General features: G+C 69.3%; 14 protein-coding genes. 5 read left to right on the top strand and 9 right to left on the bottom strand.

Annotation, left to right across the window (positions count from 1 at the left end; all coding sequences use genetic code 11):
* Positions 1-62 precede the first annotated feature (62 nt).
* Both V9K99_RS33150 and V9K99_RS33145 read left to right on the top strand, forming a co-directional pair.
* Positions 63-572 (top strand): SigE family RNA polymerase sigma factor, encoded by a 510-nt coding sequence (locus tag V9K99_RS33150; RefSeq protein ID WP_337336416.1) that lies wholly within the window; start codon positions 63-65, stop codon positions 570-572.
* 76 nt (positions 573-648) lie between these two features.
* Entirely contained in the window at positions 649-1,770 is a 1,122-nt protein-coding gene (locus V9K99_RS33145; protein WP_337323868.1) for a Gmad2 immunoglobulin-like domain-containing protein, read from the top strand.
* On the opposite strand, the gene V9K99_RS33140 is transcribed toward V9K99_RS33145, so the two are convergent.
* The 9 genes from V9K99_RS33140 to V9K99_RS33100 all read right to left on the bottom strand — a co-directional run bounded on the left by V9K99_RS33140 (position 1,763) and on the right by V9K99_RS33100 (position 9,358).
* Positions 1,763-3,145 carry a sensor histidine kinase gene (locus tag V9K99_RS33140; RefSeq protein WP_337323869.1) on the bottom strand — a complete coding sequence of 461 codons (1,383 nt, stop codon included), beginning with the start codon at positions 3,143-3,145 and terminating at the stop codon, positions 1,763-1,765. The genes V9K99_RS33145 and V9K99_RS33140 overlap by 8 nt on opposite strands.
* Positions 3,142-3,834 carry a response regulator gene (locus V9K99_RS33135; RefSeq protein WP_443137108.1) on the bottom strand — a complete coding sequence of 231 codons (693 nt, stop codon included), beginning with the start codon at positions 3,832-3,834 and terminating at the stop codon, positions 3,142-3,144. Before V9K99_RS33135 ends, V9K99_RS33140 begins: the two co-directional genes overlap by 4 nt.
* A 16-nt stretch (positions 3,835-3,850) precedes the next feature.
* On the bottom strand, positions 3,851-4,096 hold the full coding sequence (locus V9K99_RS33130) for a hypothetical protein (protein ID WP_337323871.1): 246 nt from the start codon (positions 4,094-4,096) through the stop codon (positions 3,851-3,853).
* Positions 4,096-4,503, bottom strand: a complete 408-nt coding sequence (locus V9K99_RS33125; protein WP_337323872.1) for a hypothetical protein — start codon at positions 4,501-4,503, stop codon at positions 4,096-4,098. Before V9K99_RS33125 ends, V9K99_RS33130 begins: the two co-directional genes overlap by 1 nt.
* 95 nt (positions 4,504-4,598) lie before the next feature.
* Complete coding sequence (locus tag V9K99_RS33120; RefSeq protein ID WP_337323873.1) at positions 4,599-5,315, bottom strand: 16S rRNA (uracil(1498)-N(3))-methyltransferase; 717 nt, start codon at positions 5,313-5,315, stop codon at positions 4,599-4,601.
* The gene (gene dnaJ / locus V9K99_RS33115) at positions 5,316-6,458 is read right to left on the bottom strand and encodes a molecular chaperone DnaJ (RefSeq protein WP_337323874.1); all 1,143 of its coding nucleotides are present in this window, start codon (positions 6,456-6,458) and stop codon (positions 5,316-5,318) included.
* Between the two features lie 25 nt (positions 6,459-6,483).
* Entirely contained in the window at positions 6,484-7,506 is a 1,023-nt protein-coding gene (gene hrcA / locus V9K99_RS33110) for a heat-inducible transcriptional repressor HrcA (RefSeq protein ID WP_337323875.1), read from the bottom strand.
* Positions 7,507-7,628: 122 nt separating this feature from the next.
* Entirely contained in the window at positions 7,629-8,732 is a 1,104-nt protein-coding gene (locus tag V9K99_RS33105) for a Gfo/Idh/MocA family protein (protein WP_337323876.1), read from the bottom strand.
* Positions 8,717-9,358 (bottom strand): ThuA domain-containing protein, encoded by a 642-nt coding sequence (locus V9K99_RS33100; protein ID WP_337323877.1) that lies wholly within the window; start codon positions 9,356-9,358, stop codon positions 8,717-8,719. The genes V9K99_RS33105 and V9K99_RS33100 overlap by 16 nt, the downstream gene beginning before the upstream one ends.
* Positions 9,359-9,498: 140 nt before the next feature.
* Here V9K99_RS33100 and V9K99_RS33095 point away from each other — a divergent pair, with 140 nt between their 5' ends.
* The 3 genes from V9K99_RS33095 (at position 9,499) to V9K99_RS33085 (ending at position 12,277) form a co-directional block, all read left to right on the top strand.
* Positions 9,499-9,849: an EF-Tu/IF-2/RF-3 family GTPase gene (locus tag V9K99_RS33095; protein ID WP_337323878.1), complete on the top strand. Its 351-nt coding sequence runs from the start codon at positions 9,499-9,501 to the stop codon at positions 9,847-9,849.
* Between the two features lie 10 nt (positions 9,850-9,859).
* Entirely contained in the window at positions 9,860-10,624 is a 765-nt protein-coding gene (locus V9K99_RS33090; RefSeq protein WP_337323879.1) for an MBL fold metallo-hydrolase, read from the top strand.
* 117 nt (positions 10,625-10,741) lie between these two features.
* Positions 10,742-12,277: an NCS1 family nucleobase:cation symporter-1 gene (locus tag V9K99_RS33085; protein ID WP_337323880.1), complete on the top strand. Its 1,536-nt coding sequence runs from the start codon at positions 10,742-10,744 to the stop codon at positions 12,275-12,277.
* Positions 12,278-12,415 lie beyond the last annotated feature (138 nt).

Below are 12,415 nucleotides of genomic sequence, written 5' to 3'. Positions count from 1 at the left end.
CTGGGACGTGGTCTCCGCGTCATCGTTTCGTGGCGCAACCGGCGGTGGTGTACGAAGAGGAAGTGACACACGAGTCCTCGTGGGATGCCGACGAGGCGCTGACGGCTGTCTACACGGCGCACTACACGTCGCTGGTCCGCCTCGGCGCCTTGTTGCTGCGTGACACCGGTACGGCGGAGGAGATCGTGCAGGACGCGTTCGTCGCGATGCACGGCCGCTGGCACCGGCTGCGCGACCCGCACAAAGCTCTCGCCTACCTGCGCACCGCGGTGGTGAACCGCTGCCGCTCCCGCCAGCGCCACCTGGTGGTGGTGGACAAGCACACGCCCCGCTCGCTCCCCGACGAGCCGAGCGCCGAACAGGCCGTCCTGCGGACGGTCGAGACCGACCGGGTGATCGACGCGATGCGCCACCTGCCGGAGAAGCAGCGCACCGTGATGGTGCTGCGGTACTACGGCGACCTGTCCGAGGCCGAGATCGCCGAGACGATGGGAATCAGCCGGGGATCCGTGAAGAGCCACGCCGCGCGGGCGAGCAAGTCGCTCCGCCAGCTCCTGGAGCAGAACGTATGAACGAGCGAAGCGAGTTCAGCATCAAACACAGAACGACTTGTGCCTCAGCCGCGCCCGGAGCGAAGCGAGGACGCGGATGAGTGATCAGCCGAACGACCCGTTCGACGACCTGGTTCGGCGGGCTCTGGCCGAGGAGGCCGACCGGATCGAACCGGCCGACGCCCTGCCCGAGATCCAGGCCCGGGTCCGCACCCAACGCCGACCGGCTACGCGCCGTCCGTGGGTGCTCACCGCGGGTGTCGCCGCGATCGGCACGGCCGCGGCGATCGGCGCCTTCACCGTCCTGAACGACGACGCCAAGACCGCGGGCGACGACCAGTTCGCCGGCGGCCCGGGTACGACGACCAGCGCCACCGGAGCCCCGTCGACGACGCTCCCGACGACCGAGGCCGCCCCGACGCCGGAGCCGACCGAAGCCACCCTGCCGCCCACCGCCCCCAAGACGACCGCCCCGGTCGGCCGAGGCACTCCGGAGCCGATGCGGAGCGCCGCCGTACCGGTCTACTGGCTCGGTGAGAAGATCGGTGCGACGTCAGCCCAGCCGACGGTCCGGCTGTACCGCACCTGGACCAAGATCAACGGCCGCCCCGCGCTCGAGGCGGTCCGGATCATGACGTCGAAGGACCCCGGCGACCCCGACTACTACTCCGCCTGGCGTGGCGCCCAGGTGAACTCGGTGATCCGGGCCGACGGCGTCGTAACGGTGGACTTCAAGCATCTCCCGGAGACGAAACTGGACGAGGCTGCCGCGCACGTCGCGACCCAGCAGCTCGTCTACACGGTCCAGGGCGCGCTGAACGCTCCGCGCGAGCCGGTCCAGGTCACCCAGCAGGGCAAGCCCGGCGGCCGCCTGTTCGGCCAGGTCGACACCTCACGCCCGCTCACCCGTGCCCCGGCAAGCAAGGTCCAAGCCCTGGTGTGGATCGACAACCTCAACGAGGGCCAGGTCACCCAGAGCCCACTCACCGTCACCGGAATCGCCGCCGCCTTCGAGGCAACGGTGAACTGGCGCGCCATCAACCTGAAGACCCGCGCCCCCCTGACCGGCTACGTCAACACCAAGGAAGGCCAGACCTACTCCCCCTTCGCCATCCCCCTCAAACTCACCCCCGGCGAATGGCGCATCGAGGCCTACCTGCTGTCCGGCGAGGACGGCTCCATCACCGACACCGACTCCAAGACCGTGTTCGTCAAGTAGCCGGCAGCCAGACGGTGAAGGTGGCGCCGCCTTCGGGGGCGGGGCCGGCGGTCATGGTGCCGCCGAGCCGGGCGACCAGGCCGAACGCGAGGGCCAGGCCGATCCCGGAGCCGACCGGGCGGCGGCCGCGGTACTTCTCATGAAGTACGCCGCGCTCGAAAGCCACGGCGTAGTCCTCGGGCGCGAGCCCGGGGCCGCCGTCACGGACCTGGAGCGCGAGCGTCCCCGGTCGGCTGGCATCCAGTGCGAGGGTCAGCTGCGAGCCAGCCGGGGTGACCCGGAGTGCGTTCTCCGCGAGTCCGTCCAGGACCTGACGGATCCGCCGGGCGTCGGTCGTCGCCACTGCCGGTGTCGACGGCAGTTCGAGCCGGAAGTGCACGCCTTGCCGCTCGCACCGCACCCGCCAGACCTCCGCACAGGCGCTGATCGTCTCCCGGAGATCCACTTCGGCCACGTCGAGCCGGAATTGGTCCGCCCCGAGCCGGGCCAGGTCGAGCAGGTCGCTGACCAGCCGCTCGAGCCGTTGCGACTCCTGCTGGATCACCTGCCCCGCGTGCTGCGCTTCCGGCCCGGTGACGACACCGTCCGCGAGCGACTCGGCGAACCCATGAACGGCGGTTAGCGGCGTACGGAGCTCATGCGAGACGGAGAGCAGGAACTCGCGCTGACGTTCCTCGCTGTGCCGCAACGCGACCGACAGTTCGTTGACGGCTTCAGCCACCTCGGCGACCTCAGCCGGTCCCTCGACCGGGACGTGCAGATCCCGTCGGCCCTGCCGCATCGCTCCTGCGACATCCGCCGTACGGCGAAGTGGACGAGCCAGCAGTCGACCCAGGAGTCCTCCGGCCAAGGCCGCGACCAGGAGTCCGGCGCCCAGGGCGAGCAGGATGTTCCGGACCAGGATCCGCTGGGCGCCGGCCGGCATCCGCAACGGCTCGACCAGGGCGAAACCCGACCGCGGGCCCACTCCCCTGGCCTCGACCAGGTACTCCTGACCGCTCACCGACACCTTGGTGGAGATCCGCTGCCCGCCGTTGATCCCGGTCAGGCCGGCTGCCCTCGCCGCGTCAGCGGACCGCTGGTCGACCGGCTGGATACCGCGACGAGGCAACAGAATCACCACGACGATGCCCTGTCCGCGAACCACCTCGGCCGCCCGGCCCAACCCGGCCGCCCGCGACCCGAGGCCGCGCTCATCCACCTGGCTGGCCAGTACGTCGGCCTGCGCGGCGAGCGAGTCCTGCAACACGCCTTGAGCGGACCGCCTCGCCAGGCCGGCCATGACGAGACCGGCCACCAACACCGCGACTCCGGCGACTGCTACACACACGAGCACTATCCGGGTCGCCAGCGACCCCCGTCGACCAGTCGTCATCGGTCGAGGTCGGCGGCGTACCCGACGCCGCGGACAGTGCGGATGGGGCTGGACGGACCGAGCTTGGCGCGGAGCTGGGCGATGTGTACGTCGACCGTGCGGGTGCCGGCCGAGCTTTGGTACCCCCACACCGAGCTGAGGAGCTCATCGCGTTCGAACACCCGGCCCGGCCTGCGGAACAGCTGCGCGAGCAGGTCGAACTCGGTGGACGTCAGCGACACCTCCGCGTCGTCGGCCCAGGCTCGCCGACGACTCACATCAACCCGTACGCCGCCAACGCTGAGGACCTCACCGCCCGGGACAGCACCGCCGCTTCGGCGCAGGACGGTCCGCACGCGCAGGGCGAGTTCGCGCGGGCTGAACGGCTTGGTGATGTAGTCATCGGCGCCCAGTTCCAGGCCGAGCAGCCGATCGACCTCGTCGTCGCGCGCGGTGACGAACAGGATCGGAGTCCAGTCCTCAGCGGCACGGATCGTGCGGCAGACGTCCGCACCATCCCGGCCCGGCAGGCCGATGTCGAGGATCACCGCGACCGGCCGGAGTCGCCGCCAGGCGGCCAGCGCGGCATCACCGTCGGTCTCGACGTGGACGGCGTACCCGTCCCGCCGCAGGTAGAGCGTGATCACCTCGGCGATCGCGGCCTCGTCCTCCACCACCAGCACCAGCCCGCGACCGGGTGCTGCGCCCATCATCTGCTCCTGGGGCTCAGGGTGAGCCGTCCGATGCCAGCTCCGAATCAATGGCGTCCAGGGTAGACCCGATCCCCGCCAGCTCCTGCCCCGGCGACCCCGCCTGCTGCCCCGCGCCGGCTGAGCCCTGTTGGCCCGCGCCGGTGCCCGCCTGCTGCCCGGCGTCGGCCGGGGCCGCGGGGCCGGGCTGGTCGGCGTCGGCGCAGGAGGCCAGGCTCAGGACGAGTCCGACGGTGCCGATCAGGGCCATCAGGGTCCGCATCACTTCACCACCTGGCAGTGCTTGGTCTTGAACGCCTCGAGCTCGCCCTTGATCTTGGCGAGTTGCTCGAGCCGCCCGGCCCGGCGTTCGGCCCGCTTCTCGAGCTGGGCCGCGACCTTCTCGTGCCCTTTCGCCTTCTGCTTCGCGGCCCGGGCCTTCAGCCACGCCACCGAACCCTTCACATCGGCCCCGCCGTTGATCCTGGTCGCCAGCTTCTCCCGCCGCGCGATCAGCTTCGGCAGCACCTCCGCACACAGCCGTTGAGACTCTTCCGGGCTCAAGGTGATCGGTGCATAAGTCGGGGTCGGGGTCGGATCAGCCGACGCGACCGTCGTACCTCCGACCAAACCGCTCAGCAGGACGACGGCCGACGTACCCCAAGCCATGCCGCGGACGGACCTGCGCATCTCGCCACTCCTCGCTCTCGACCACTCCGAACGAGAACGACTCTCCCGCGTCGGCATTCGAGAACCATCGCCCTTGTGTTCGGGCTTTGTAAGGATCAGCTCCAGCGGGAGCGGGCGAGTAGGGCTGCGGCGGCGGCTACGCCGGCCGTCGAGGTGCGGAGGACGGTGTCGCCGAGGCGGACGGGCTCTACGTCGAAGGCGGCTAGCTCGGCTGGGGCGATGCCGCCTTCGGGGCCGATCACCATGACGATGTCACCGGACGTGGGTACGTCGAGGCCGGCCAGCCGGGTCTTTGCTTCTTCGTGCAGTACGACGGGGAGCGCGGCGTCGGCCACGAGTCGCGCGACCTCCGCGGTCGTCGCGATCGGGGTCACCTCGACGAACCAGGACCGGCGGGACTGCTTGCTCGCCTCGAAAGCCCACGCTTGCCATTTCGCAAGCGTTTTCGCCGACCGCTCCGGGTTGCTGCGGAACTGACTCCGCTCCGCGTTCCACGGCACGATCACGTCCGCACCGACCTCGGTCAGCATCTCGACCGCCAGCTCGGCCCGCTCGCCCTTCGGCAACGCCTGTACGACGACCAACCGGGGACTGCTCGCCGCCACCGTCCTCCGGTGGTCGACAGCAACAGTCACCCCGCTCTTCGAGGCAGCCGTCACCGCGCCCTCGGCGTACGAACCCCGCCCATCAGTCAGCCGGATCCGCTCCCCCGGACCGATCCGCCGTACGACCGCCGCGTGACGTCCCTCAGCACCATCCAGCGTCAGCTCGTCACGGGACAGGTCTTCCGAGAAGAAGACCGCGACGCCCATCTAGTGGGCGCCGAAGGCGTCGCGGAGGCGGCCGAAGACGCCCTTGTGGGCGGCCTGGACCTGGCCCTGCGGGCGTTCCTCGCCGCGGATGCCAGCCAACTGCCTCAACAAGTCGGCCTGGGTGTCGTCCAGCTTGGTCGGGGTCTCGACGATCACCTGGACGATCAGGTCGCCGCGACCCGCGTGCCGCAGTCGCGGCACACCACGAGCCGTCAGCGTCATCGCCGTACCGGACTGCGTGCCCGGCCGGATCTCCAGCGGGGTGGTCTCGCCCTCCAGGGTCGGCAGGTCGATCGTCGTACCGAGCGCCGCCGCCGTCATCGGCAGGGTGACCGTGCAGTGCAGGTCGTCGCCGCTGCGGGTGAAGATCTCGTGCGGCTCGACCTCGATCTCGACGTACAGGTCGCCGGCCGGACCGCCGCCGGGGCCGACCTCGCCCTGGCCGGACAGCTGGACCCGGGTGCCGCTGTCCACGCCGCCGGGGATCTTCACGGTGACGGTACGGCGGGACCGGACCCGGCCGTCGCCGGAGCACTCGACGCACGGGTTCGGGATGGTGGTGCCGAAGCCGCGGCAGTTCGGGCACGGCCGCATCGTCCGCACCTCGCCGAGGAACGAGCGCTGGGTGTGGGTGACCTCACCGCGCCCGTGGCAGATCTCGCAGGTGACTGGCTCGGAACCGGCCGCCGCACCCGAGCCCGAACAGGTCGGGCACAGTACGGCGGTGTCGACCTTCAGCTCCCGGGTGGTGCCGAACGCGGCCTCGGCCAGATCGATCCGCAGCGGGATCAACGCGTCCTGGCCGCGCCGGGTCCGCGGCCGCGGCCCGCGGGTGGCCCCGCCGGTCTGGCCGAAGAAGGCGTCCATGATGTCGGTGAAGGTGAAGGCCTGGCCGAAGCCCGGTCCCGCCCCGGCCCCCGCGCCGGTCGCGAACGGGTCACCGCCGAGATCGTGCATCTGCCGCTTCTGCGGGTCGCTCAGCACCTGGAAGGCGCGGCCGATCTCCTGGAACTTGTGGTGCGCGTCCTCGGAGTCGTTCACGTCCGGGTGATACTGGCGGGCCAGCTTGCGGTACGCCTTCTTGATCTCGTCCGGTGAAGCGTCACGGCTGACGCCCAGGACGGCGTAGTAATCGGTGCTCATACTCCAGACCAGGGGGTTGGTGGGCTTAGGTGTCGGCCAGGATCTGGCTGACGTAGCGGGCGACGGCGCGGACGGCGCCCATCGTGCTCGGATAGTCCATGTGAGTCGGGCCGACGATGCCGAGCGTGGCCAGCGCCTCCGACTTGGACCCGTACCCGGTCGCGACCACCGAGGTGGTGGCCAGTTCCTCGTACGGGTTCTCGTGCCCGATGCGGACGGTCAGCGTCTGCGGGTTGGTCGCTTCACCGAGCAGCTTGAGCAGGATGACGTGCTCCTCCAGCGCCTCCAGCACCGGCTTCACGTTGCGCTCGAAGTCGTCGCCGTACCGGGTCAGGTTGGCCGCGCCGCCGACCGCGATCCGCTGCTCGCCGACCTCGTCGGTGAACGCCTCCAGCAGCGTCGTCACGATCGCCGCCACCAAGTGGCGGTCGGCCGGAGCGAACGTCTCGGGGACGGCGGCCAGCGAGGTCGCCGCCTCGGTCAGCCGTTGGCCGGCGAGTGCCGTGTTCAGCCTCGACCGGAGGTCGCCGATCAGCTGCTCGTCGACGTCGTGCGGCGGCTCGACGATCCGCTGCTCGACCCGGCCGGTGCTGGTGATCAGCACCAACAGCAGTCGCCGCGGGGTCATCGTCACCACCTCGACGTGCCGCACGTGCGACCGGTTCAGCGACGGGTACTGCACGATCGCGACCTGCCGGGTGATCTGGGCGAGCAACCGGACAGTACGGCGTACGACGTCGTCCAGGTCGACCGCACCGGCCAGGAACGACGTGATCGCCTTCTTCTCGGCCGGCGACAACGTCTTCACCGTGCTCAGCTTGTCGACGAACAGCCGGTAGCCGGCGTCGGTCGGGATCCGGCCGGCGCTGGTGTGCGGCTGGGTGATGTACCCCTCCTCCTCCAGCGCGGCCATGTCGTTGCGCACGGTCGCCGGCGACACTCCGAGGTTGTGCCGGTCCACCAGCGTCTTCGAACCGACCGGCTCATGGGTCGCCACGTAGTCCTCGACGATGGCGCGGAGAACATCAAGCTTGCGTTCGTCCAGCACGCGCACCACCCTCTCTCGCCATCGACCGTCGACGTCAGCGGACCCTGGCACTCAAATGATCCGAGTGCCAGTCTACCGAGCCGTAGTAGCCGCCAGTGCCAGATTCCGGCGTGGGACGGGTCTCAGGCGATTTCGGGAGACGCGCCCAACGGTACGGCGGCGGGTCGGTCGACCGTACTCGCGACGTCCACCGGCTGATCCTGGGCCGCCGCCTCCAGCACCGACTCGAGTACGTCGAGCACGTGGTACGCCAGCGCGCCGTCGGCCCGGTGTGGCTCGCCGTTGCGGATCGCGCGGGCCATGTCCGCGACACCGACACCCCGGCCGGCTCCGGCGTACCCACCGGCTACAGGGAGTTCGATCCAGTCACGGTTCGTGGCCGTGGCGATCTCCACCTTGCCGTCGAAGCCGTTCGGGTCCGGCACCGAGATGCTGCCCTCAGTCCCGTGCACCTCGATCCGCGGCAGCCGCGCGGCCCACACGTCGAACGACATCAGCAGCGTCGTCAGTGCACCGGACTCGTGCTCCAGTACGCCGGTCACGTGCGTCGGCACCTGGACCGGGAAGGTCTCCCCGGCTCGCGGACCGGTGTGGATCTTCCGCTGCTGCTGCGACTGACCAGCGCGTGCAGTGACCCGTCGTACCGGACCAAGGAGGGTGATGAGGCTCGTGACGTAGTACGGGCCCATGTCGAGGACCGGACCGCCGCCGGGCTGGTAGTAGAACTCGGGCGCCGGGTGCCACAGCTCGTGGCCTGGTGTGACGAAGGACGCGGTCGCGGCGGTGGGTACGCCGATGTCGCCGCGGTCGATGGCGACGCGGGCGGTCTGAGTACCGGTGCCGAGCACAGTGTCGGGTGCGCAGCCGACGCGCAGGTTGTTGGCGGCCGCGTACTTCAGCAGCGGCTCGGCCTCGGCGCGGTCCACGGCCAGCGGCTTCTCGCCGTACACGTGCTTGCCCGCCTCGAGGGCGGCCTGGTGAACCGCCGCGTGGGCGGCCGGGATCGTCAGGTTGAGCACGATGTCGACGTCGTCCGCGGCGTACAGATCGTCGGACGTGAGCGCGCGGATGCCCGGGTTCTTGTCGGCGATCGCCTGGGCGCGGCTCACGTCGAGGTCGGCGACCGCGACCACGTCGACACCGGGGAGCTTGCCCAGGTGGTCGAGATACGTGCCGGAGATGACCCCAGTGCCGACGATGCCGACCCGCGTCACTTGCTCGCCCACAGCAGCCCCCGCTCGATGATCGTTCGGACCTCGGGTACTTCGAGGTCGTCCAGCTTGTGACCGACGGTGCAGACGAAGACCTTGCCCGCACCCCAGGTCCGGGTCCAGACGGCCGGCATCACGGCGCCCTCGATCCACGGGTAGTCCGGGTGCGAGCGGAACGTGGTGGTGGCCAGCACGGTGTTCGTCGGGTCGTAGTGGACGTAGTACTGCTCGGTGTGGACGTCGAAGTGCGTGATGCCCTCGACGATCGGGTGCTCGGCGACGACGTCGACCCGGTAGTCGGTGAACCCGTGCGGGTGCGAGATGAACTGACCGCCGGTGATGAAGCTGTAGTCGGAGTTGTCCCGGAACGAGTCGCAGATCCCGCCGTGCCACCCGGCGAACCCGGTGCCCTTGCGGATCGCCGCCTCCAGGCCCTTGAAGTGCGCGGGCTCGATCTGGCTCATGGTGACGCACTGCAGCACCAGGTCGGTGCCGTCCAGGTCGAGGTAGCTCTCGGTCGTGTCGGAGACGGTGACCTCGAAGCCGCTCTCGCGCAGGTAGGGAATGAACATGTCGGTCGCCTCGACCGGGGAGTGCCCTTCCCAGCCGCCCCGGACCACCAGTGCACGTCGTGTCGTCACGCCGTCCGCCCTTCGAAAGTATCGGTACCGGGCTCGGAATAATTGCGGAGCCGCCACCGCGACACTAGGCGCCGCTCGACCGGCCTTCAAGTGCGATTCCGACCCCTGGATAGGGCTTGCTGGCGACTAGGGTCGGCGGTATGGGATGGAAGTTCTGGAAGCGCGAGAGTGATCGGCCGATGGACACCTTTCCCGCGACGCGGCCGCAGGACACGCTGCCGGTGGGATCCTTCGGGCTGACGGTCGAGGACGTGTTCTCGATCACCGGACGCGGCACGGTCGTCACCGGCCGGGTGCTGGCCGGGACCGTGGCCGTCGGGGACCGGGTACTGCTCAGCCGGGCCGGTCAGCCGTTGACGCAGATCGAGGTCGGCGGCATCGAGATGTTCCGCAAGACCGTCCGGGTCGCGAAAGCGGGCGACAACGTCGGGCTGCTCCTGCGCGGCCTGCAACGGGACCAGGTGCTCAAGGGCGACGTACTGAGCAAGTAGTGTCGAGGCCATGTGGACCGAGATTGGGGATCGCTGCTGGGTCCGCCGGTACGACGAATGGGACCTCAACGTCGGCCTGGTCGTCGGCTCTGACGGCGCGCTGGTCATCGACACGCGAGCCACCGTCGAGCAGGCTTCCGAGCTACTTGGTCACATCCGCGAGTTCACCGACGCCCCGGTCCGCTGGGTGGTGAACACCCACGCTCACTTCGATCACGTGGTCGGCAACACCGTCTTCACCGACGCCACCGTCTACCTGCACGAGAACGCGGCCGCCGAGGAGAACCTCGCGGGTACGACGTTCTCCGTCGCGAAGGTGATCGACCTCGGCGACCGCCGCGTGGAGCTGCTGCACCTCGGCAACGCACACACGTCCGGTGACAGCGTGGTCGTCGTACCGGACGTGGATGTGTACTTCGTCGGCGATCTGATCGAGGAGTCGGCGCCACCGTCGTACGGCCAAGACTCCTTCCCGCTCGAATGGCCCGACACGATCGACCGCGTGATCGGCATGCTGTCCGCCACCTCGAAGGTCGTCCCGGGACACGGCGCGGTCGTCGATGCCGAGTTCGTCCGTGACCAGGCCAGTGACCTCGGCACCGTCGCCAACACGATCTCCGGCCTCCACCACGCCGGCACCTCGTTGGACGACGCTCTCAAGCACACCGACGACTGGCCGTGGCCGATCGAGCATGTGCAGGACGCGATCAAGCGCGGCTACGAGGCTCTGGGCGCTCCGCGCAGACCTACGTTGCCATTGCTCGGCCCCGGCTGACCTGCCTGAAGGCGCAGGGCTGTCTGGTCGTTTGGTAGTTGTCCGTTGACAGGACGTCATCGCAGAGCGCAACTTGTTCCGAAGCGATCGTCCTAAACCGGATGGGGTGGTGGGTCCATGACCACGACTGAACAGACCGTGCACCCCGATGGACGGGTCGAGCTGACCGATCCGGAGGCGGTGGCGAACAGCCCGTACGGGAACGCCGAACTCGCGCCGACCCGGTTGCCTGAGCGGCACTGGACGACGTACAACTACGCGGCCCTGTGGATGGGGATGGCGCACAACATCCCCAGCTACCTGCTCGCCGCCGGCCTGGTCGCCCTCGGGATGAACTGGTTGCAGGCGTTCATCACCATCACCCTCGGGAACCTCATCGTCCTCGTCCCGCTGCTGCTGAACAGCCACGCGGGGACGAAGTACGGCATCCCGTTCCCGGTCTTCGCGCGGGCCTTCTACGGCGTCCGCGGCGCGAACTTCCCGGCGTTACTACGGGCCTTCATCGCCTGCGGCTGGTTCGGCATCCAGACCTGGATCGGCGGTCAGGCGATCTACGTGATCGTCGGCGAACTGGCCGGGGACGGCTGGACCAACGCCTCCGCGATCGGCGGGCACCCGTGGACGATGTGGCTGAGCTTCGCCTTCTTCTGGGTGATCCAGATGATCCTGATCTTCCGCGGCATCGAGGGTCTGCGCCGGTTCGAGAACTGGGCCGCGCCGCTGGTCACGGTCGCGTTCCTGGCGCTGATGATCGCGATCCTGGTCAAGGCCGGCGGGCTCGGCCCAATCCTGGACCAGCCGTCGAAACTCGGCTGGGACGCCGACTTCTGGAAGATCTTCGCGCCGTCGCTGATGGGCATGATCGCGTTCTGGGCCACGCTGAGCCTGAACATGCCGGACTTCACCCGGTTCGGGAAGGGCCAGCGCCAGCAGGTGTGGGGCCAGATCATCGGCCTGCCGACGACGATGTCGTTCATCGCGCTGGTCTCGATCATCACCACGTCCGGCACCGTGCTGCTGTACGGCGAGGCGATCTGGGACCCGGTAGAGCTGACCCGCCGGTTCGAGAACCCGGTGGTCGTCACGATCGGCCTGATCATGGCGATCCTGGCGACGATGTCGTGCAATGTGGCCGCCAACGTGGTCAGTCCGTCGTACGACTTCGCCAACGCCCTGCCCCGCTGGCTGAACTTCCGCACCGCCGGCCTGCTCACCGGCGTGATCGGCATCGTGATCCAGCCCTGGCGGCTGATCTCCGACCCGTCGATCTACATCTTCGTCTGGCTCTCGTTCTACGGCGGCCTGCTCGCGTCGGTGGCCGGCGTACTGATCGCGGGCTACTGGTTCATCGACCGCACCAACCTGTTCCTGGCCGACCTCTACCAACCCGGCGGCCGCTACTGGTACGCCGCCGGCTGGAACTGGCGAGCCGTCGTCGCCACCCTCTTCGGCTCCCTCCTGGCCGTCGGCGGCGCCTACTCCAACCCCGGCGCCGGCCCCTTCCCCGCCGACGGCCTGATCCCGCTCCTCAAACCCCTCTACGACTACTCCTGGGCAGTAGGCCTGGTCGTCGGCTTCCTCACCTACATAGCCCTCACCATCACCGCCCCCACCCGCCAATCCAACGCCACCCACGCCGCCCCCATGTTCTGACCACGCCACCCCACGGCACAGGCTGTGGTGTCGCATGCTCCGGTACGGCGGCTGTGGTCGTCGCGTGCTCGGTAAGGCGGCTTGTGGTTGTGGCGTGCTGCGAGTAAGGGGACTGTGGTGTCGCGGCTCCGGGCTGCG

This window comes from Kribbella sp. CCNWLW201 (assembly GCF_037203805.1).
Classification (GTDB): Bacteria; Actinomycetota; Actinomycetes; order Propionibacteriales; family Kribbellaceae; genus Kribbella.
This window is presented reverse-complemented; position numbering and strand designations above follow the sequence as displayed.

Coding starts and splice junctions, on each gene's coding strand:
- V9K99_RS33145 (WP_337323868.1), top strand. CDS start 649: ATGAGTGATCAGCCGAACGACCCGTTCGACGACCTGGTTCGGCGGGCT.
- V9K99_RS33140 (WP_337323869.1), bottom strand. CDS start 3,145: ATGACGACTGGTCGACGGGGGTCGCTGGCGACCCGGATAGTGCTCGTG.
- V9K99_RS33135 (WP_443137108.1), bottom strand. CDS start 3,834: ATGGGCGCAGCACCCGGTCGCGGGCTGGTGCTGGTGGTGGAGGACGAG.
- V9K99_RS33130 (WP_337323871.1), bottom strand. CDS start 4,096: ATGCGGACCCTGATGGCCCTGATCGGCACCGTCGGACTCGTCCTGAGC.
- V9K99_RS33125 (WP_337323872.1), bottom strand. CDS start 4,503: ATGCGCAGGTCCGTCCGCGGCATGGCTTGGGGTACGTCGGCCGTCGTC.
- V9K99_RS33120 (WP_337323873.1), bottom strand. CDS start 5,315: ATGGGCGTCGCGGTCTTCTTCTCGGAAGACCTGTCCCGTGACGAGCTG.
- dnaJ (WP_337323874.1), bottom strand. CDS start 6,458: ATGAGCACCGATTACTACGCCGTCCTGGGCGTCAGCCGTGACGCTTCA.
- V9K99_RS33095 (WP_337323878.1), top strand. CDS start 9,499: ATGGGATGGAAGTTCTGGAAGCGCGAGAGTGATCGGCCGATGGACACC.
- V9K99_RS33090 (WP_337323879.1), top strand. CDS start 9,860: ATGTGGACCGAGATTGGGGATCGCTGCTGGGTCCGCCGGTACGACGAA.
- V9K99_RS33085 (WP_337323880.1), top strand. CDS start 10,742: ATGACCACGACTGAACAGACCGTGCACCCCGATGGACGGGTCGAGCTG.